The sequence below is a fragment of the Motilimonas sp. E26 genome, assembly GCF_021278025.1.
Taxonomy (GTDB): domain Bacteria; phylum Pseudomonadota; class Gammaproteobacteria; order Enterobacterales; family CBDFNC01; genus Motilimonas.
Window position 1 is genome coordinate 111411 of the sequence record NZ_JAIBHJ010000009.1, and the last position, 20540, is coordinate 131950.

The following is a 20540-nucleotide window of genomic DNA, read 5'->3' on the forward strand; positions in this document are numbered from 1 at the left end:
TGAATTTTTGTTTATGTATTTTGTTATTTTCTGTTGATCTTGATGATCTTTAGCTGGGTGATGGTGCTTAATTGCTCGCTGTTTAATTCTAGCAAAGTGAATGCACCTTGGTAGTCATTGTATGAGGCTGTGTCGATGAAATAGCTGTTGGCAACGCATACTGCTTTCTCACTCATAGTATGGCCGTGGACAGTAAAATCTACCCCAGTGATAGGGTTATTAGGCTCTCCTTTGATGCGGGTTCGTCCCCAGATCCAACGTGGATTATCTAACATATTACCTTGCCAAGTTTGCATCTCTTGCCAGTTGAGAGTGTGAGGCTGAGCATGGGCAAAACCTATGGTTTTATTGTGCCGCACCTGACAAGTAATGACACAAGGTAAGGCTTCGACTATTTCTAATAGCGCGCGTAGTTCATCGTCATCTTGGTTGCGCGCCCAATCGCCACCATTTCTAAACCATATATCAATATAGCGCTGCTGGGTGTCGTCCCGTTTTGCATGCCACCACACCTTAAGAGCATTAGACATCATTAGTTCATGATTACCGGCCACCGCATAAAACCAAGGCTGTGATGCAAAATAATGCAGGGTATTGGGGGAGTCTGGGCCGCGATCAATCAAATCACCAACACTGATAAGTGCATCCTGTGTTGGATCAAATTGCACTTGAGTAAGAGCATGCTTGAGTGGTTCAAGCTTGCCATGAATATCACCAATGGCAAACACCTTGCGTTTGTCACTAAGGTCAATAAATTGGTGTTGGAAGTGCATGATTAAGCCAGTATAAAGTCCTATTGAATGGATAAATTTAAACACAGTAAGTTGGCTGCGTCATTGGATTCGTCTTGTTATCAAAAACAAATTAGAAGGTGGGCTTGAAAGGCTCACCGTTAAGGTTAGTTTGATTGGGAAAGCCATTGAAAAATGAGACATTAGTTAAAAAATTGTAAAATTCAAACAAGTTGGACTTAATTGCTAACAAAATCTATTTCTTCACTTGCTATGCTTGTTGCTGATTCGGTTTGATGAGGTAACAAACATGGCTATATTCACTGTTTTCTTTTGTGGTACTGGCTCAAATGCCAATGACCATGGCCACCGTAACTATTTTGAAGGTGAGCTTATTTCGACCTTAGCCAAAAATGCAGTGGGTCAAGAAACATTAGATTATTTACAAGTAGACGGCGTGGGTAGCGGGAACCAAAGTGAATGGATGAAGCATACCAAGGATGACACTTATGGTAATACCCTTGGAACTATGGGTCGTGGTATTGATAGTAACATGAACCATGTTTTAAATGTTCTGCGGGGGGGCTTTGTTGATAAGGGAAACTATCAAAGGCGTGCTGAAGATATGCTGTCGGAAAAGAAACCCAGCCTATGGCAACGTTTAACTACGTCGGCATACGAAGAATGGCAAAGAGATACGAAAGAACTGGCTGGAGATCTTAAGCATGCAATGTCATTGCAGCGTGGTAACATTACCGCAGAGCGGCGCCTAAACCCGATCACTCAAGTTAATATGGTTGGCTGGAGTCGCGGCGGGGTTAGCTGTTTTGAGCTAGCAAACCGAATGGCCAAAGATCCTCAACTCAGCAATATTCCAGTCAATATATTTGCTTGTGACCCTGTTCCGGGTGGTGTGAATGCATTCAAAGATTACAAAACATTGCGTAGTAATGTTAAACAAATTGTGTGTTTATTTGCCGCAGACGAACGCTCATTTGGTTTTAAAGCGAGGATGCCAAGGCTGCATTCCAGTACTAAATATTACACGAGCTACATGCCTGGACGTCATGCCACCTTGGTTGGTAACTCGGATACAACAGGTGGTAGCTCGGGAGAAAAGCGGCTAAATGGCCCAGGTAATGTTACTCGAGACTTTATGGAAAAAGTATTGCTAGGTTGGGGCTCAAGGTTGAAACAAAGTAGCTTGAAAAATCTTAATCGGGCTGAAATTTTAGCCTTATATCAGCAAATGCAGGGTAACCAGCACTACTACCAAAACCAACACAGTCAGGTATATACAGTCAAAAACCGCATACTGTGGAGTGGGAAAAGTCGAATAGGACAAAAGCGTGAAACTTGGATGGGGTTACCCAGCCGCAGATTTCAATACCAAGGCATTACTCAAGACTTTGGCGAGTGTGTTAATCGCCATCATGCCGATGTACTCGGCCATGATATATTTGCGTTACATGGCCTGAGTAAAGCCATGCCATGTTCTATTAATGATTTAATGTAAATGCTAATAAAGCCAAGTTTTCATAACTTGGCTAGCTCGGTTTTTTCCATTAGTTAGTTCTTAAAGGGTCTGCCATTCTTGACCACTTTAGTGATTAATATTATTTAGCCGTTATACTTTGGAGTTATCAATTTTGTTGACAGGTCAGTAGCAAGCCATGCTCAAATAGCGCCATATCTAGAATAAAAAGCAGTCTTGGAATAGTGAATTGAGCAGATATAATGACGCTGCGGTTAAAAAATAAATAGCGCAGAGTGACCTAGCATGAAGATAAGCCGAAACGATCCTTGCCCATGTGGAAGTAGCACAATATATCAGCGTTGTTGTATGAATAATGCTGCTAAACAACAGGCTGACGTGTTTGATGATATTGCGCAAACTGTAGCAATGAACCCGAATCTAACCCTAGATGAGTTAAGTCGGGTGGCGCAGCGTAAAATGGCACAAAGGAACAACCAACCTCATACTGATTTTTGTGGTCTTTCACCCACACAAATGGCTAACTGGCTCTATGCCCCGTTTAACGAATTGATTGGGGTGACGATTAATACACCAGTAGACTTATCCTCCTGCCCCGTGATGCGTTATCTGGCGCTTATTTTAGATGAAGCCGTGCAACAAGGTGGCTCATTTAAAGCGACGAGTAAAGGTAATTTACCTACAAAACTGGTTAAGCAAGCCAGTGGTTTACTGCCTGAGTTTGCAGTCGCAGAGTATGAACTGGAGCCAAGTATTAGCGACTATATGGGTAGCAATGAGGACAAGTTTATAGCCCTTCATTACACGCGAGTGTTGGCTGAAATTGCTGGAATTATTTATCGTCGAAATGGCCGCTTTCAGATTAAAAAAACCGCGCAGAAGCAGTATCAAAGCCATGGTCTCAGCATCTTCTTCCAGCCCATGTTAGAGGCTGCTATTACTCAGTACAACTGGGGCTATCTCGATAGCTGGCAAGACAATGTAGATTTACGAACCTTTTGGTTATTTATGCTATGGCGACTGCAAAGCCACGGTTCTATTGATCAACTCATTGCAGAAGTATGTATCGCTTTTCCTGATCTTGTGAGCCAGTTCCCTCGCGATGCATATGACACCTCACAACAGCACCTCAGCATGCGCATTGAAGCGCGCTTTATTAATCATTTTTTACAGTTTTGGGGATTTATCACCGTTGACCCAAAGCGCTATGCAAATAAAAAACGTTTGCCAAGAAAGGCGAATATCCAACTGCTGCTGACTCAGACATTTGAGTTTAGTATTTAGCAGCAATACGTGGACATTGAGTGGGCGTAATTGCGAAGAGAAATAAGAGCCTATCGTATATTACTCAAGCACACTGTTATGAGCATAAAAGCCGTGCAGCAACCGAATAGAGAATATTCAGTAAAAACTATAGGCCTTCAGTGTGTGGAGTCAGGCTCACTTGGGCTGTGTTACTTTTGACCCTATGATGGCCCAATACTAAAAAGGAACTACCCGATGATAAAACTCTATGGCGAAGCCCAAACCTCAGCTTTCCTTGAAGAAAATCTGGCCGCTGAGCTGTACACAGAAGACGAATTGAGCTGGGTGGCCACCACAACAAACCGTACCATCTAATTGGCTATACGCAACTTTTTGCTACAAGACAACTTGTTACGCCCCTTTGCGTAGCACAAACATCTGATAACCAAACTCACCTAGGTAGCGTTCATAAATCGTAATTTCTTGCTCCATATCTGCAATGGCGCTTGAGTTTGGCATGCTTGCTTTTATTTCTGCAACTCGTGCTTTGAGCGGTTGATAGTAATCGTGCCATGCTTGTTCACTCAGAGTGAAATGATCCATCACATCAAAACCAGCTTGGCGCATTTGCCCTAAGCGTTTTTCGATGGTTTGCATATCTGGGTATTCACCTGCCCAGAACGCTATAGCTTCTTGGCTTGGGCTATCCGTTAACCATACCAAATCACTGACTATCATATAGCCACGATCAGTCAGTAATTTACGCCACTGGGTTAACGCTTGCTCAACACCCATTATGTAAGCCGCCGCTTCTGACCAGATGCAATCAAAGCTGGCAGGGGCAAAGGGCAGGTCCGTCATGCTGGCGCAGCTTAAGGTAATGCGGGTATCTAACTCCTGCTCAGCAAGGCGTTCACCGAGTTCATCCAGTGCACTTTGCTCGTTATCTACTGCCACGATCTGTGCTTGGGTGTGCCGTGCCAATAAACGGGTTGAAAAACCTTTGCCACAGCCAATATCAATGATCTGGGTTGGCGCTGTTGGCAACGTTGATAACGCTTTTAGTGTATCGGCATCGCAGCCCGGCCCCCAACGTTCTAAGCGTTGGAATACTCTCATAAAGTCGGCCATATATTGATCGTGTTCGTTCATATCTTTTGACAACCATTTTAAATGCAGGGCTTGTTGTTCATTAAAGCCTTGCTGTTTTAACCAATCCAGATGGACATCCGGCGCTAATTTATCGGTCAGTTGATGCCAGGGCCGCAGTGAGCCTTCACCCAACAAGGCGGCGAGTAAATCTCGAGCCTGTTGCTTTTGAGCTATATCTTGCTCCAATTGTTGCAAGCGGCTCTTCAGCACTTCGCGCTCTACTTTGCTGTCTAGGCAAGCCTTACATTCCTTGAGCGTTAAGCCACCGGCTTGCAGTTGCTGTAATAAATGCAGCCGCTGAGCATCTTTTTCTGAATAAAGCCGGTAGCCGTTGTCTTGGCGTGTGCCATGCAATAGGCCTTGCTTCTCATAGTAAAGTAAGGTTGATCGCGACAGCCCGACTTTTTCAGCTAACTCAGAAATGCGATACACAGATAAAACGTCCTTTCCGTTAATTTTTTACAATCGGGCGACTGGCTTAAACAGACCAGGGCGTTAATGACGATAAACTATGAAGTTATAGACAGGTCAAATGCTGTTAGCAAAAAATACCGTTCAGTAAAACGCATAGACGAGTACTCAACCTGCATTTCACACTTTTACGCGCAGAAAAGTGCGGAATTTTACATTTTTATGCGCATAAAAGTGTAATTTGGTGTCCTTTAGTATTCAGGGATTCACATCATCGCCTTGGCCAACGCGCAAAATAAACCTAAAAGTAGGATATTAATCCAATTATAATGAGTAAAATGGGAATATAGTCCCATATTTTACTTATTGGAGTTGCTTGGGCTTCAAAGTAGGACTATATTCCCAGTAATGATTAAATAATGGGAATATAGTCCCTTTTGTTGATGATATGGCTAAGCGTGATTTACACAATGTACTGTTTCCAAAGCAGCGCAAAATCCTGACTCATTTTGGTGAAGACTTGCTGTTGGCGATGAAGCGACGTGGTTTTACTAAAAAGCTGCTGTGTGAGCGTACTGGCTTTGATCATAAAACCGTGAACAAAGTCTTCGCAGGTGATCCTGGCGTTGCCATAGGCACTTACTTAAAAGTTATGGCCGTCCTTGGCATGGAAAGCAACTTTGCAGAAATGGCCGCCCATGATGAAGTGGGTATCAAGTTGCAAAATATAAAATTGCTGGAAGGTTCAAAATGAGCCGTGAAATTGTCGAAGTCTATGCCGGCTGGCAGCCAATTGAAGCGCCTTTGCTAATAGGGCTGCTTTCTTACAGCGATTCAAGCAGAGGTGGCGTGTTTAGTTTTGCTTACGATAAAGCATTTTTAACCTCAGCCTATCGCTTGCAAATTGATCCAATCCTGACGCTTCACTCCGGTGTACTCTACAACGATGAAGCCGATAAAAACTTCCGTGCATTTCTTGATTCGTCGCCTGATAGGTGGGGACGTATTTTAATGCAGCGGCGTGCGGCCATTGAAGCGCGCAAAGGCATTCGAGCAACAAGTCGATTAAACGAGTTGGATTACCTGTTGGGCGTACATGACTCTTACCGGATGGGTGGTATTCGATTTAAGCAAGCAGGCTCGGATGCTTTCTTAGATGACAACTCTGAGTTTGCTGCGCCGCCAATGGCTTCTTTGCGAGAGCTAGAGCACGCAGCAATGCAGATTGAAAAAGACGATAACATCGACAGTGACGAGTATTATCGCTGGTTGAAGATGCTGATTTCTCCAGGCTCATCATTAGGTGGTGCAAGGCCCAAAGCTTGTGTGGCAGATGAACAAGGCCACTTGTGGATTGCCAAGTTTCCCAACTTAAATGATACCTTTGATGTGGGGGCGTGGGAGATGGTCTGTTATGAATTGGCTTTGGCGGCAGGTGTTGACATGTTTCCAAGTGAGATTAGGCAGTTTTCCTCTGGGCATCATACCTTTTTAACAAAACGGTTTGACCGCGACGGCGATCAGCGGCTGCATTTTTCATCGGCCATGACTCAACTGCAATACTATGATGGTGAACAATCTCAAGGTGCCAGCTATTTAGAAATTGCTGAATTTATTTCCAATTCTGGTGCACAAACCGAAGCTGATTTAGCACAGTTATGGCGACGTATCGTGTTTAATATTGCCGTGTCCAATACGGATGATCACCTGCGTAACCATGGGTTTTTATTAACAAAGAAGGGGTGGAAGTTATCACCCGCTTATGACTTAAACCCGATAGTAGGTAAGCATGGCCTGCATCTGAACATTACCGATGCAGACAACGCTTTAGACTACCAATTAGCCTTTGACGTAAAAGACTTCTTCCGACTATCTCAAACCCAAGCCACGCAAATTTACGATGAAGTATTAAATGCGGTTAAGCAATGGCAAGCCGTTGCTAAGCGGCTGGGGATCAGTCGGGCCGAGTTAGCTATGAAAAAATCGGCGTTTAACGTTTAATGAGTCAGTGAAACTATATTTTCATTCTTAAATGGATAAAGAAGTTATAATGTCACTCTAAATCTTTGACTCACATTTCATTTGCTGTAACACACCACTTACCCTTTTGGCATTTGGGGCAGTATGGGCAAAGCCTTAATTCACCATATTTAGCCACTCATCGACTCTGCCCAAACTGCATTTATTACTTGGGTTGTATACCAATGGATTTCAAAAGGCACGTAGGCGGCAAGTGAATGAAGCACCATGAGCTTAGATGTGCTAAGGATTAGAGTGAATGAGCGTAGCCAACAACCAGCAAGTCACCAATAGCTGTTGAACCCAATTATTTGGCTTTAACTCAAATAAGTTGAGAATAACCATAATCGTGGTAGGGTAAGCAATAGCAATAAAACCCCCAAGTTTATAGAAAAAACACTGTGGAGATAGCATGATCCGCTGCCATCTCGCCCGTTTAATGGGCGAACGAAAAATGCGTATTAGCGACGTAATGCGAGAAAGCGGCCTAAGTCGTACCACCATCACGCTACTGTACAAAGAAACCGCCCTAAAGGTGGATTTAGAGGCACTCGATAAGCTTTGCGAATTATTTGACTGCGAGTTAAATCAATTATTGGAGCGCATTCCTAACTAGGTTTAAACATTTAATGAATAATCCAATGATAAGAGCATTCTGCTAGAAATGAAGAGAGAAGATATCACATACCCTGTAGTAGATCTATTTGCCGGTCCGGGTGGATTAGGGGAAGGATTTTCTGAACTACACAATTCAAATAATTCTCGAGCATTCAAGACTATCGTATCTATTGAAAGAGATGAGTTTGCTCATCAGACACTAATGTTAAGGCACTTTTTTAAATCCTACCCCAGATCATTAGTCCCTGATGACTATTATGCATATTTAGAGGGGCAAATTAATAAAAAGGAGCTGATTCAAAAAAACAGCCACAACTGGGAGCATGCCAAATCGACAGCTCTGAAAATTTCATTAGGTGAAGACACGCATGATGAAGTTCAACAGATTATTTGTGACAGACTGAAATCATCAAAGAAGTGGGCATTGATTGGTGGACCACCTTGCCAGGCTTATTCTCTGGTTGGTCGTTCTAGGATGATGAACAATCCTGAGTTTGAAGAAGACGAACGGCACTTCTTATACAAAGAATATCTCAAAATTATCATTGATCATCGTCCTCCTGTTTTTGTCATGGAAAATGTGAAGGGCCTACTTTCAGCAAAGGTTAATGGCGAATCTGTAGTCGATAAGATCGTAGAAGATCTCCGTAGCCCTCGAAGAGCTATTGAAAAAAATAAAAATGGTCTGAAATACAAGCTTTACTCTTTGTCTCAGTCTGGTGAAGTTGTCGAAGATATTGAACCAAAATCCTTCATAGTTAGGGCTGAAGAATATGGTGTACCGCAAGCTCGACACAGAATGTTTATCTTGGGCATAAGAGCTGACATAGACGTAGTGCCCGGAACGCTTGAAAAGTCTGAACCTCCTAGTGTGGAGCAAATAATCAGCAGCATGCCCAAAATAAGAAGCAGTATTTCTAGGCGAAAAGATGATTATGATGAATGGAAGGAAGCATTGCTTTGTATAAGTGAGACATCGTGGATATCCTCAAAAAAGAAGGAAGATGTCAGCGTCAAAAAGGAGATTAAGAGTGCGCTAGCAACCATACGCAATACTCCGATGGGTAATTCTTCCACGAGATACAGACCTCCGCGCGTCATGAAATCATGGTATTTCGACAACCGGCTGAAAGTGGCAACATGCCATGAAGCAAGATCTCATATGGTAAGTGACTTGCATCGTTATCTGTATGCTTCGGCTCACGCAAGTGCCTTGGATATCTCCCCTAAATTAAGAGACTTTCCTGAAGAGCTTCTTCCTGCCCATAAGAATGTCAAAGATGGTTGTGAGGGTAAAATGTTCTCAGACCGCTTCAGAGTTCAGGTAAAGTCTCGTTTTAGCACGACGATTACATCTCATATTTCAAAGGATGGTCACTATTTTATCCATTATGATCCGTCACAATGTCGGAGTTTAACTGTAAGAGAGGCTGCAAGACTGCAAACTTTCCCAGATAACTACCACTTTGAAGGGCCGCGAACTTCTCAGTATCACCAAGTGGGTAACGCCGTTCCACCTTATTTAGCCGTTCAAATAGCTGAAGTTGTCAAAGAGGTTCTAGATAAAATGCCGGGTGATTGATGACTGATATTTTAGCGAGGGGAATGCAATTAATTAGCTTACAAGGATAAGGAAGGAGCTAATAAACATGGTTTACGAGGAGAATATTATCAAGATAGCTCTATACGTCGCCTGTAATGATGGTGTTTTATCGGAGGAAGAAGAGTCACAGCTTATAAAATCATGCTTGAGAAATTTCCCAAGCATTGATCAGAAAAAAATAGATTTTTGGATAGAAAAGTTTTTTGAAGAGGATCTTTTGCTTGAAGATTACTGCGACAAAATAGCTGAATTAGAGGACAGGCTAACAGCGCTGAATATTGCGACTGAAACGGCATCGGCTGACGGTTTAGAACTTAGGGAAAATTTGGCGCTTTCTAGGGTAATGAATTACTGGGATATTCCTTGGGAGGAAATTACTCGTGCCTGAACATATTGACCTATCGCCAAACCCCAAATCCCATATAAAGACGCTATCAAGAATAGGGTATAACCTAAACTCTGCGATAAGTGACATCATCGATAATTCAGTCACGGCAAAGTCTCAAAATATCTTTATAGAGATGGATGTTGTTGATGAAAAAGCGGCGTTGGTTATCAAAGATGATGGCTACGGAATGGATGAAGATACGCTAATCAACTCTATGAGGATAGGTTGTAAAGATCCATCAGATATTAGAGGCGAGTCTGACTTAGGACGGTTTGGTTCTGGGATGAAGATGGCTAGTTTTTCTCAAGCGAGAAAGCTAACGGTTATTAGCAAGTGTGAAAAATCAAATGTTCAGAGTGCTACTTGGGATTTAGATTTAGTTGAGCAAAAGAATGCATGGAAATTAATTAAGCACACTGAGCAAGAAACAGATGGGTTGTGCTCGAAGTTTAACATTGTGCTTGGACAAGCTGGAACTGCTGTAATATGGGAAAACATTGGTAAATATTATGGATTTCCAATAGCTGAACTTCAAGCAATCTTGGGGCAAGATTTAGCCAGCTTAAAAAATTATGTTCGACTATATTTTCATAAATTTATGGAAGGTAAACAAGCGATAAGCTTTTATTTTAATTATCAAAAATTAGAGCATTTCGATCCATTTTTGAGAAATAGAAACGGTTACCAAGAAGGCCCATCACAAAAATTTAGAGTTAAAAAGGGGGGAAGTATTGAGCTGAGGGTTCACATACTGCCTCATGAATCTAAATTGACAAAAGCTGACCTCGATAGTTTAGGTGGGGCAGACCAAATTACAGCTAGTCAAGGGCTATACGTTTATAGGGCGAACAGGCTAATTATCTCTGGGGGATGGTTTGGCCTTACTAGGCTATCACAACTTGGAAAGTTGGCTAGAGTTGAGGTGAATGTACCCACCAGCCTAGATGAAGAATGGTCGACAGATGTTAAGAAATCCTCGCTTGAGATCCCTCATAAAGTAAAAGTGAAACTAAAACAGTTGATTAGAGAACCTATAAAAAGATCTCAAAAGACTTATCGTTATCGGGGGCGTTTAGAAGAGGCTAATGCGTTCTGGAAGGTAAATGAAAACGAAAGAGAGAAAAGCATTAGCTATGAAATATCTAAAGATAACACTCTTCTAAAGAAGCTGCTGGTAACTCTAGATAGAGAGCAGTTATCTGATCTTATTGAGTATTTTAAACATTTATCAGAAGAAATTCCCATTCATCATATCTATGAAAAAATGTCTTCAGAGCCCAATAAAATTAATCAGAATGATATTAGCTATGACGACTTACTAGAAGGGTTTAAAAAACTATGGAACAAGTAGCGATCGAAGATTGTACTAATACACTTCTTAGAATTTTCAACGAAGCTAAGGCATCTGGAGAAAAAGTTGATGAGGAGTTTATTGGAAAAACTATTGAACAGCTCAAATCGATGCTTCCACAGTATAAGACGTTTAGTGAGGATGATTGGAAGACGATAAAGTTTAAAATCGAGACAAATATAAATGTAGAGATTGACGAGCGCCCGATTATTTTAACAAGCCCAACAGTTGAAAGGTGGTTAGATCATAAGCGTGGAGAATTGGAGTGGGACTATTGGAAGGCCTACAAAGAGTATCTTATTGATCAGGGTCGTTCATTGGACGTTATCAAGGAAACAGAAAGAACTATTGATGAAATACTAGATTGCTCAGGAGATCCACATAAAGAGGGGAAGTGGAACCGTCGAGGACTAGTAATGGGGAATGTTCAGTCTGGTAAGACGCAAAACTATCTAGGTTTAATAAATAAAGCCATAGACTCTGGATACAAAGTTATTGTCGTATTAGGCGGTCATCTAAACGAGCTGAGAACGCAGACACAAGAACGGTTAGATGAGGGGGTAATCGGTAGAGAGTCTAAAAAGAGGTATGAAAGCGGCCTTCCTATTGGAGTTGGAAAATACAGAGATGAAAACTTAAGAGCTGTGTACTTAACAACAACAGAAGGTGACTTCAAAAAAAATGTAGCCAATAGTTTTGGCATTCATTTTTCAATAGAAGCTCCAATAGTTTTTGTTATAAAAAAATGGGCGTCGGTACTAAATAATTTATACGAATGGATCGCAGAAAAACATAGTCTAGATGTTGAAGCAGGACAAAAATTGAACTCTCAACTCTTGTTAATTGATGATGAAGCTGATTATGCGTCAATAAATACCAAGCACGAAAAAGGTGATATTACTGCAATCAATAACAATATAAGAAAGATTTTATCTCTTTTTAATCGGTCTACTTATATTGGTTACACCGCAACTCCATTTGCAAATATATTTATTGATCCAGACGAAGAACATATAAATATCGGTGACGATCTCTTTCCAGCTGATTTTATGATCAGAATACCAACTCCTGACAGCTATGTGGGGCAAAAGCACTTTTTCCAGTCTAATAATGACACTAAAGGAGATCCAGTAGTCATCGTTGACGATAATGAAAAGCTCCTACTTGCAAAAAGTAAGAAAGATACTCCTGTTGGTGTTTTGCCTGAGTCATTAAAAGAATCAATTAGGTGTTATCTGATCACAGTGGCAGTGAGGTCTCTTCGAGGTGTGCCAAAAGCTCATAATACAATGTTAATAAACATGACTCACTTAACCGTTCTGCAAGATAAAATTGCCGAATTAGTTGATGAGTATATGTATGAAATCCGCAACGCAGCCGATTATGCACTTGGATATCCTTTGGAGACTGCTCTGGTAAAGAGCGAAGCGATTTCGGAGATCCAACATAGTTTTAACAAATTCTTCGAAGTTAGCGAAACTTTTGAAGATGTTTACCCGCATTTAAAAAGAGCTATCGGAAAGACTAGGGTATTTGCTGTTCACGGAAAATCTACTGAAAACTTAGACTATTCATCTTATAAAGCGAATGGCCTGTCGGCCATTGTGATAGGGGGACATAAGCTTTCTAGAGGGTTAACCCTAGAAGGCCTTACAGTTTCATATTTTACAAGAAACTCAAAAGCCTATGATACATTAATGCAAATGTGCCGCTGGTTTGGATATAGACCTGGATACAAAGATCTATGTAAGTTGTTCATTACTGAGGAGTCTTATGAGTGGTATGAATTTATCTCGGGCGCAATTGACGAACTTTATCTTGAGCTTGGAAGAATGTCAGAGCAAAAGAAAACTCCAGGTGAGTTCGGGCTCAAGGTAAGAGAACACCCTGGTGCGTTGCTAATCACAGCAAAACAAAAAATGAATGCCGCTCATAGCCATACGCGATCTTTAGATTTGGCTGGGCGTAGACTGAGGAAGTATGAGTTTTATGTTTCAGATGAGAATAATCTGAAAAATATGGATGTTGCCCGAAGCTTAATAAGCCAGCTAATTGACGCAGGTTTAAATAGATATGACTCTAAAGATGGCTCAACAGTATTCTACGATGTTGATCACTCTATCGTTAGAGATTTTATTTCCAATACAAAGTACGTAGAAGGTGAAGTATCCGATGATTTATTATTGCAATATATTTCAAAGTTAGAAAAATTAGATCTTCCTAAATTTACTGTCTGCGTTAAGAATATTAATAAAGAAATACAAACTTGGTGGTCTCAGAAGTCCGTTCAGGATGGTGATCCAGAATTGCCAAGCGTGATTTCTTTAGACCCAAGACTGCCGGAAATAAAGCCCTCAAAAAGAAAACTGTTGAAGTCTACTAGCGGCAATACTGTTTGCTGGGAAAGGCAGGAGATCGGGGACAAGCATGATGAAAAATATTTCTTACACAATCCGGATAATGCAACAAAAGAGTCTGACTCATTTTATTATATTAGGAACTCAGAGCGTAGCCAGCCAGGACTTATTATTTATACTTTAGCCGTAGGGACGCTACCAAAGAATGCCAAAAAAGATGACGATGTTATTCTGGGTATTCCTCACAAAGATCCAACTATTAGTTACTCAATTTCTTTTCCTGTGCATGAAAATCTAAAAGGAAAATCGAAGAAGGAAATTGATCGGATATCTAGAGATGCAAAAGTTTCCTACGTGGTAAATCAAATATGGAAAGTGTTAAATGAAGAGCAAGTAATGGAGTACGAAGAAGATGACGAATAGATACCAAGATTTTTTCAAAGATAACCCTTGGGAGGGGATCGATGTAGGATCATATCCGTCATCAGCTAGAAGGTTGTATAAAGAGGATGCTAGATTTTGGGTTTCTGTTAATGCAGAAGGAAACTTTTTGTTTTTTGTAGAAGAGAATGGAAGTTTCGACTTTGATATTGTCAATAGATTAGATTGCCTAAGTATTCAATTAGATCAGATCTCAGATAAGACGCGGCTTGTTTGTACTCTTTTAGATGCAGAAATGTTTGATAAGTTCCGCACAATTGCTAAGGATGTCGCGGCATACTCGTCAGAATATGGCGGATTAAACCTGTTTCGTAGTGTTATAGCGAGAATTTACTCATGGAGTGAGTTCTTGAAGCCGTCCAGATCTGGATTAGGCTTTAGGGAGTTGATTGGATTTTGGGGGGAGCTGTTTATATTCCACAGTCATTTCGTTGAATTTTTCGGTTCCGAAGAAGCACTTAAAGCTTGGATTGGGCCAGAAAACAAGAAGCAGGACTTCACGTTCGGGGATTATGCTTTCGAGATAAAAACAAGCATTGTAGGTGATAACAATGACCTCAAAATATCCTCAATAGAGCAGCTTCAAAAGGTTACGAACTCTCTTTACCTAATTACTCTGAGGGTAAATGAGAGCCTAGGATTGTCCGGACTGACAGTGGCTGATTTGGTTGATAAATGCATTACTCTAATTGACGAAGACGATGCCCTGAAATCTGAGTTTTTGCATAAAATCGCTAAAAAGTATGGCAAGGCAAATGATGCTGAATTGGCAAGAAAATTCATTGATATCAGCATGACTGCTTATGAGGTGACTGACGATTTTCCGAGAATAGTCCCGGAAAATTTACCTCATGAGAAAATATTGAAAGCTAAGTACACAATCGATGGTAATTCGCTTGAGAAATATAAGGCTTCAAAAACATTAAGGGAGATCGTTGATTATGGAACCGCTACTACAGTTTAAAAATGAGTTAATAAATGGAGTGAAGTTATCAGCGGAGAAGAATCTTTGTTTTGATGAAGAAAAATTCTTTGAGCTTATTTCTGAATCTATATCAGAAGCAGGAATTCTGGATAATATTGAGTACCACCCATACAGAAATTCAAACAAGTATATGAAGATAGATGGGTATAGCTGGAACCCCTTGGAAAAGACCTTGAGTGGCATTATTACAGATTTTGAGGATAGTGAAGATATTCAAACTATTACCAAAACGGACTTGATTAAGTTGGGTAAAAATGTCTCCAGATTTTTAGAAAAGATAGATGATGTGAGCTTTTTGGATGCGCTTGAGGAGTCAACAGATAAGGTAATAGCTGACTCTATGAGTTTTTATTTGCCAAACGTTTTAAAGTTTAGAGTTGTTGTTCTTAGCACAAGAAAACTCAGTGACCGCGTAAAAAAGGTCGCTATTGAGCCAATAAGAGAAAAGTCAACTTCTATAGAAATTTGGGATTTAGAGAGGTTAAAGACTTTGTCTGAATCTGGAACAGAAAACGAGCCTTTCTCAATAGATTTTCTCAGTGTTTGTAATGGCCTCAATAATTTGCCCGCAAATACGGATGATGAAAACACCCTCACTTATTTGTGTGTTATGCCTGGAAAAGTTCTCAGCGAAATATATGATGAGTTCGGACAGCGTTTGCTTGAAGCGAATGTTCGAACGTTCCTAGATTTTCGGTCTTCAGTCAATAACGGTATTAGGAAGGCCTTGCTAACGGAGCCTGAGAATTTTTTTGCTTATAACAATGGATTAACGTGCACTGCAACTAATGTGGAATTTGCTAATGTTGGTGGTGTTCAAGTTATTTCTAAACTCGACAACCTTCAAATAGTAAATGGAGGTCAGACTACCGCGTCGATTTATTTTGCTCCACGAGAAAAAGGTGGAATCGGAGATAAGCTGTATAAGGATATCGACCTCGATAAGGTTTTTGTTCAAATGAAGCTTACTGTAATCCGTGATGAAGAAAAAATCGAAAATCTAAAGTCACGAATAAGTCAGTATGCGAACACTCAAAACTCTATTCAAAAGTCAGACTTAGTATCAAATCGCCCATTCCACAGAAACTTAGAAAAGTTAGCGCTTTCAATTCCTATGCCTGCGGGTGAAACAGGGTTATCTACTAAATGGTTTTATGAGCGTGCCAGGGGACAATATACGACAAGAATTCGAGCTCTTACCAAGGCACAAAAAGACCGCTTTATGCTTGAGTTTCCAAAGAACCAGAAGTTTTCAAAAACAGACATGGCTAAGTTTGAAAATACATGGCGAATGAAACCTAATGAAGTGAAAAAGGGGGCTCAAGCTAACTTGAAATTACTTGGTGAAGTAATTTCTGAAGAGTATAACAAGGATGAAACGCTGTTTAAGCATGCGTTTTATCGAGAGCTCATAGCAAAAGCAATACTATTTAAAAGTGCTGATTCAACCATCTTTAAATCAGATTGGTACAAGGACGAGAGTGGTTTTAAGGCTGAGGCGGTCACTTATACTTTAGCATTCCTGAGATATTTATTAATCCAACAGAAGAAAGATATTAATCTTTCTCGAATTTTTCAAAATCAAGATATCTCTCCTACGCTATCAAAACAAATTGAAGTCTTAGGTCAATTCGTAAGAGAAAAAATATTAGATCCGGCATTTAGAGGCGGGCAAGGTAACCCCTCTGAATTTTGTAAATCACCAAAAGGCTGGGAAGCATTTAAACTTTTGAGTTTTGATTTGGATATACTTGCTGACTCTGACGTTCACGATAGTAGCGAGATAAAAGAAAAGAAGTTGGATAACAAGAACATAAATGAAGCAGGGTCTCAAATTGAAGCTCAGACCGGCATAATAGACGTCAAACTGGAAGAGTGGAAAGCGATAGCGGCGTTTTATAAATCCAAGGGCTACCCTACTTATCACAAAAATATATCGCTGCCGGAAAAATGCTATAAGATGCATGTTGGAGGGGGGTTGCCTTCGGATAAACAGAGCGTTGAAGCGTTAAGAATACGAGAGAGTGCTTATAGTGAAGGTTTTGACTTTATTTAGCAAAAATACCCCACCACTTAAATAGCAACTGGTAACGGACATCAGTAAACCGATTTGGACGGGAAAAATAAAAAGCCCTTTATTTACAATCAAATAACAGGGCTTTAAGAATGTTGTTGGACGTGTGAAAAAACTATTCGATATTCTGGATCTGCTCTCTCATTTGTTCAATTAATACCTTACATTCAACCGATGCGTTAGTGATTTCAGCATTGATCGACTTTGATGCTAAGGTGTTTGCTTCGCGGTTAAACTCTTGCATCATGAAGTCTAAGCGTCGGCCGATGGCACCGCCTTTTTTCAAGATGTTACGGGTTTCGCTGATGTGTGAGTCAAGGCGGTCGAGCTCTTCGGCTACGTCGACTTTTTGCGCTAGCATCACCATTTCTTGCTCTAGGCGAGCAGGCTCTAGTTCTACTTGCGCTTCGGCTAGGCGGTTGCTAAGGCGCTCGCGTTGCCATGCCATTACTTCTGGCATTTTAGTGCGAACAAAGGCAGCTTGGCTGCTGATTTCTTCTAAGCGCTGTTCGATGAATACTTTTAAGTTGGCACCTTCGCTGGCACGCGCTTCTAAAAATTCATTAATGGTGGTGTCGAGTGCGGCGAGTAGCTCTTTTGATAGGGCGTCAACGTCTTGCTCTGGTGCTTCCATTACGCCTGGCCAACGCAGTACGTCGATAGGGTTAAGTTGGCCACGGCCACATTCTTCCATTACCCATTGCGCATGCTCAATGATTTGGCTGGCAAGGGCTTGATTAATTTGCAGTTCGGCAGCGTTGTTCTGTGCAGCTTCAAAACGTAAATTAACTTCGAGTTTACCGCGTTGCATGCGTTTGCGTAGTTTTTCGCGGATCACAGGTTCTAAGCCACGAAATTGTTCTGGCGCACGAATATAGGTTTCTAAATAACGTTGATTGACTGAACGGATTTCCCATACGGCGCTGCCCCAATCGCCCTTGAATTGTTTGCGGGCATAGGCTGTCATACTGTGGATCATAAGCGTCTCTTGTTAATTGCAGTGGGCGAATTATAAGAGCAAAAACGCAGCGCGCAAACCCTTCTCTGGTTTTGTCGCCTTTACTTTGATTTTAACCCTGCTTGTTTATGTATGAGGGGCTAATTATCGAAGGGTTTTTTGCTCGTTTTATATCGCTTAAACGCATGATTGATATGAAGTAGGAATGGATTAATTAGTCTGGAAAAAGTGAAAAACCTAGTCAGTGAGCTTTTGTTAGCTGTGGCAGTTAACCCCGATCCAAGCAGCTTTTTTAGCTGTATTTCTATGGTCACTCGAACGGGCCGCAATGAGTCATTCATATAAACCTACGGAGAAAATCTCAGCAAAGGTGGATCCCTTTTACTTTGGGCTTATAATGGCGGCTGTTTTTTTAATCTAGGTAATTATCTATGCGCCCAAATGGCAGAACCCCCGCTCAAGTTCGTCCTGTAACCATCACTCGTAACTACACTTTGCATGCTGAAGGCTCGGTATTAGTTGAGTTTGGTAATACTAAAGTTCTCTGTACAGCCAGTGTCGAAGAGTCGGTGCCACGTTTCTTAAAGGGCCAAGGTAAAGGGTGGATCACGGCTGAATACGGCATGTTGCCACGCGCAACTCATACCCGTAACCAGCGTGAAGCGGCGAAAGGCAAGCAAGGCGGCCGTACCTTAGAAATCTCTCGTTTAATCGCTCGTGCATTGCGCGCTGCGGTTGACTTAAAAGCCCTAGGCGAAAACACCATTACTATCGATTGTGACGTGATCCAAGCTGATGGCGGCACGCGCACGGCGTCTATCACTGGCGGTTTTGTGGCATTAGCCGATGCGATTAACTACCTCATCAACAAGGGCGCGTTAAAAGTTAACCCAATCAAGCACATGATCGCGGCTGTGTCAGTAGGTATTGTTGACGGTAAAGCACTATGTGATTTGGAATACGTTGAAGATTCAGCGGCTGACACCGACATGAACGTGGTAATGACGGAATGCGGCAAGATGATTGAAGTGCAAGGCACGGCAGAAGAAGCGCCATTTAGCCATGAAGAGCTACTGGAAATGTTGGCGTTAGCGAAAGCCGGCATTGACGATTTAGTGGCGGCGCAAAAAGCTGCACTAGCAGAATAATTAAAGGGGACTTATCGATGAAACAATATCAACGCGACTTTATTGAATTTGCTCTGAGCAAACAGGTGCTTAAGTTTGGTGAGTTCACTTTAAAATCTGGCCGCACCAGTCCTTATTTTTTTAACGCTGGCTTGTTTAATAGCGGTGGCGATTTAGCTAAGCTGGGTCGTTTTTACGCAGCAGCGTTGCAAGATTCAGGCATTGCATACGATGTGCTGTTTGGCCCTGCTTACAAAGGCATTCCGATTGCAACCACCACCGCGGTGGCGTTGTTTGATGGCTATCAAGTAGACACACCTTACTGTTTTAACCGCAAAGAGAAGAAAGATCACGGTGAAGGCGGCTCATTAGTCGGCGCGGATCTAAACGGTCGTATCATGCTGGTGGACGACGTGATCACGGCGGGCACCGCTATCCGCGAGTCGATGGATATTATCCAAGCGTGCGGCGCGTCATTAGCGGGCGTGTTGATTGCGCTGGATCGCCAAGAAAAAGGTAAAGGCGAGTTGTCGGCAATTCAAGAAGTTGAACGTGATTACAATGCGAAAGTGATTTCAATCATTGAGCTGAATGATTTGATTGAATACTTAAGCGAAAAGCCAGAAATGGCGGCGTCACTTGAGTCGGTTAAGGCTTATCGCGAGCAATACGGCATTTAATTAGCCTGTAAAGTTGTATCATCAAAAAAGGGAGGCCTCGGCCTCCCTTTTGCAATTTTATTGGTTGCGATGTACGGCTATGTCGGAGTTTATCTTTCGGGCGGCCAATCAATTTACAAATAACGCAGTAATAACTATAGCTTTGAAAAAAATAGTGATTATCAATTAGGAAAAATCGGAGAAAACGAGTGCTAGATGTGACCAAATTTGAAATTACCAGTTTTTGTCATGTTATTGATGAAGCATATATTGCGGAGTTTGAGAAGCGTATTGGCACTAGCTTGCCAGATGCTTATAAGGCTTTTCTATTGCGCTTTGGTGCTGCGTACCTGGGCCCCGCAACTGTCCCGTTAACCGATCCAGACGGAAATAACTTTAGTGACATGCCTTATGAAACAGGCGGTGTAAGCCTAGGAGTATTCTATGCTGCATCGTTTCGTGAAACAGGAAAACCCAGCAATGGATTACGGGATCGCAACTCCCTTAATGAGCAATATAGCGAATATACCTTAGATTATGGGCTAGATCCCGACTACATCCCTATCGCCGACGGTCATGCCAATAATATCTTTTTAATGAAGGTCATAGGCGAAGGGGCCGGTGGCATTTATTACTGGCTTAATAAGCGCTACTGCCTGTTAGCCCATAGCTTTGAGGCATTTTTAGATAAAATCCCTTATGAAAAAGAGCAGACTTTCGATGAATACATGGTTGAATTAAAAGAGTTTGCTAAGGGGGATCAGAAAATGATTGAGCGAAGAGCAGAGCGATGGAAGAGTCAGTACAAAGAAATGCGTGAGCAATACCAAGTTAAAGAGCAAGGCCAGCCGTAATCTTGCTAGTAAGTGTTTATTAGCGCAATAGGACAGCTATTTAAATATCCGTTAATAAAAAACCGAGGCCAT

Annotated in this window: 17 protein-coding genes; 14 read left to right on the forward strand and 3 right to left on the reverse strand. The window is 41.6% G+C overall.

What is annotated here, in order from left to right; translation table 11 throughout:
* Positions 1-23: 23 nt before the first annotated feature.
* Complete coding sequence (locus K1M91_RS10120) at positions 24-773, reverse strand: metallophosphoesterase (protein ID WP_232801633.1); 750 nt, start codon at positions 771-773, stop codon at positions 24-26.
* Between the two features lie 268 nt (positions 774-1041).
* On the opposite strand from K1M91_RS10120, the gene K1M91_RS10125 reads away from it, so the two are divergent.
* Together K1M91_RS10125 and K1M91_RS10130 are read left to right on the forward strand one after the other, a co-directional pair.
* Positions 1042-2247 (forward strand): hypothetical protein, encoded by a 1206-nt coding sequence (locus K1M91_RS10125; protein ID WP_232801634.1) that lies wholly within the window; start codon positions 1042-1044, stop codon positions 2245-2247.
* Positions 2248-2511: 264 nt separating this feature from the next.
* Entirely contained in the window at positions 2512-3510 is a 999-nt protein-coding gene (locus tag K1M91_RS10130; RefSeq protein WP_232801635.1) for an SEC-C metal-binding domain-containing protein, read from the forward strand.
* A 372-nt stretch (positions 3511-3882) separates the two neighbouring features.
* Here the strand turns inward: K1M91_RS10130 and K1M91_RS10135 are convergent, their stop codons facing one another.
* A complete protein-coding gene (locus K1M91_RS10135) occupies positions 3883-5055 on the reverse strand; it encodes a MerR family transcriptional regulator (RefSeq protein ID WP_232801636.1) in 1173 nt (390 codons plus the stop codon).
* A 427-nt stretch (positions 5056-5482) separates the two neighbouring features.
* On the opposite strand from K1M91_RS10135, the gene K1M91_RS10140 reads away from it, so the two are divergent.
* The 9 genes from K1M91_RS10140 (at position 5483) to K1M91_RS10180 (ending at position 16852) form a co-directional block, all read left to right on the forward strand.
* A complete protein-coding gene (locus K1M91_RS10140) occupies positions 5483-5788 on the forward strand; it encodes a helix-turn-helix domain-containing protein (RefSeq protein WP_036984862.1) in 306 nt (101 codons plus the stop codon).
* Positions 5785-7035 carry a HipA domain-containing protein gene (locus K1M91_RS10145; protein ID WP_232801637.1) on the forward strand — a complete coding sequence of 417 codons (1251 nt, stop codon included), beginning with the start codon at positions 5785-5787 and terminating at the stop codon, positions 7033-7035. The genes K1M91_RS10140 and K1M91_RS10145 overlap by 4 nt, the downstream gene beginning before the upstream one ends.
* A 430-nt stretch (positions 7036-7465) precedes the next feature.
* Entirely contained in the window at positions 7466-7669 is a 204-nt protein-coding gene (locus K1M91_RS10150) for a helix-turn-helix transcriptional regulator (protein ID WP_232801638.1), read from the forward strand.
* A 48-nt stretch (positions 7670-7717) separates the two neighbouring features.
* Complete coding sequence (locus K1M91_RS10155) at positions 7718-9253, forward strand: DNA cytosine methyltransferase (protein WP_232801639.1); 1536 nt, start codon at positions 7718-7720, stop codon at positions 9251-9253.
* A 67-nt stretch (positions 9254-9320) separates the two neighbouring features.
* A complete protein-coding gene (locus K1M91_RS10160; protein WP_232801640.1) occupies positions 9321-9662 on the forward strand; it encodes a hypothetical protein in 342 nt (113 codons plus the stop codon).
* Positions 9655-11013 carry an ATP-binding protein gene (locus K1M91_RS10165; RefSeq protein ID WP_232801641.1) on the forward strand — a complete coding sequence of 453 codons (1359 nt, stop codon included), beginning with the start codon at positions 9655-9657 and terminating at the stop codon, positions 11011-11013. Before K1M91_RS10160 ends, K1M91_RS10165 begins: the two co-directional genes overlap by 8 nt.
* Positions 11001-13793, forward strand: coding sequence for a Z1 domain-containing protein (locus tag K1M91_RS10170; protein ID WP_232801642.1), 2793 nt, complete (start codon positions 11001-11003; stop codon positions 13791-13793). The genes K1M91_RS10165 and K1M91_RS10170 overlap by 13 nt, the downstream gene beginning before the upstream one ends.
* Positions 13783-14775 (forward strand): PD-(D/E)XK motif protein, encoded by a 993-nt coding sequence (locus K1M91_RS10175; protein ID WP_232801643.1) that lies wholly within the window; start codon positions 13783-13785, stop codon positions 14773-14775. Before K1M91_RS10170 ends, K1M91_RS10175 begins: the two co-directional genes overlap by 11 nt.
* Positions 14753-16852 (forward strand): AIPR family protein, encoded by a 2100-nt coding sequence (locus K1M91_RS10180; RefSeq protein ID WP_232801644.1) that lies wholly within the window; start codon positions 14753-14755, stop codon positions 16850-16852. The genes K1M91_RS10175 and K1M91_RS10180 overlap by 23 nt, the downstream gene beginning before the upstream one ends.
* Positions 16853-16985: 133 nt before the next feature.
* Here the strand turns inward: K1M91_RS10180 and K1M91_RS10185 are convergent, their stop codons facing one another.
* Positions 16986-17849 carry a YicC/YloC family endoribonuclease gene (locus K1M91_RS10185; protein WP_232801645.1) on the reverse strand — a complete coding sequence of 288 codons (864 nt, stop codon included), beginning with the start codon at positions 17847-17849 and terminating at the stop codon, positions 16986-16988.
* Between the two features lie 410 nt (positions 17850-18259).
* Here K1M91_RS10185 and rph point away from each other — a divergent pair, with 410 nt between their 5' ends.
* The 3 genes from rph to K1M91_RS10200 all read left to right on the forward strand — a co-directional run bounded on the left by rph (position 18260) and on the right by K1M91_RS10200 (position 20468).
* Positions 18260-18976, forward strand: a complete 717-nt coding sequence (rph, locus tag K1M91_RS10190; RefSeq protein WP_232801646.1) for a ribonuclease PH — start codon at positions 18260-18262, stop codon at positions 18974-18976.
* Positions 18977-18993: 17 nt separating this feature from the next.
* Positions 18994-19635, forward strand: a complete 642-nt coding sequence (gene pyrE / locus K1M91_RS10195; protein WP_232801647.1) for an orotate phosphoribosyltransferase — start codon at positions 18994-18996, stop codon at positions 19633-19635.
* Between the two features lie 188 nt (positions 19636-19823).
* Complete coding sequence (locus K1M91_RS10200; RefSeq protein ID WP_232801648.1) at positions 19824-20468, forward strand: SMI1/KNR4 family protein; 645 nt, start codon at positions 19824-19826, stop codon at positions 20466-20468.
* Positions 20469-20540 lie beyond the last annotated feature (72 nt).

Coding starts and splice junctions, on each gene's coding strand:
- K1M91_RS10170 (WP_232801642.1), top strand. CDS start 11,001: ATGGAACAAGTAGCGATCGAAGATTGTACTAATACACTTCTTAGAATT.
- K1M91_RS10120 (WP_232801633.1), bottom strand. CDS start 773: ATGCACTTCCAACACCAATTTATTGACCTTAGTGACAAACGCAAGGTG.
- rph (WP_232801646.1), top strand. CDS start 18,260: ATGCGCCCAAATGGCAGAACCCCCGCTCAAGTTCGTCCTGTAACCATC.
- K1M91_RS10145 (WP_232801637.1), top strand. CDS start 5,785: ATGAGCCGTGAAATTGTCGAAGTCTATGCCGGCTGGCAGCCAATTGAA.
- K1M91_RS10125 (WP_232801634.1), top strand. CDS start 1,042: ATGGCTATATTCACTGTTTTCTTTTGTGGTACTGGCTCAAATGCCAAT.
- K1M91_RS10155 (WP_232801639.1), top strand. CDS start 7,718: ATGAAGAGAGAAGATATCACATACCCTGTAGTAGATCTATTTGCCGGT.
- K1M91_RS10130 (WP_232801635.1), top strand. CDS start 2,512: ATGAAGATAAGCCGAAACGATCCTTGCCCATGTGGAAGTAGCACAATA.
- K1M91_RS10160 (WP_232801640.1), top strand. CDS start 9,321: ATGGTTTACGAGGAGAATATTATCAAGATAGCTCTATACGTCGCCTGT.
- pyrE (WP_232801647.1), top strand. CDS start 18,994: ATGAAACAATATCAACGCGACTTTATTGAATTTGCTCTGAGCAAACAG.
- K1M91_RS10185 (WP_232801645.1), bottom strand. CDS start 17,849: ATGATCCACAGTATGACAGCCTATGCCCGCAAACAATTCAAGGGCGAT.
- K1M91_RS10150 (WP_232801638.1), top strand. CDS start 7,466: ATGATCCGCTGCCATCTCGCCCGTTTAATGGGCGAACGAAAAATGCGT.
- K1M91_RS10140 (WP_036984862.1), top strand. CDS start 5,483: ATGGCTAAGCGTGATTTACACAATGTACTGTTTCCAAAGCAGCGCAAA.
- K1M91_RS10175 (WP_232801643.1), top strand. CDS start 13,783: ATGACGAATAGATACCAAGATTTTTTCAAAGATAACCCTTGGGAGGGG.
- K1M91_RS10180 (WP_232801644.1), top strand. CDS start 14,753: ATGGAACCGCTACTACAGTTTAAAAATGAGTTAATAAATGGAGTGAAG.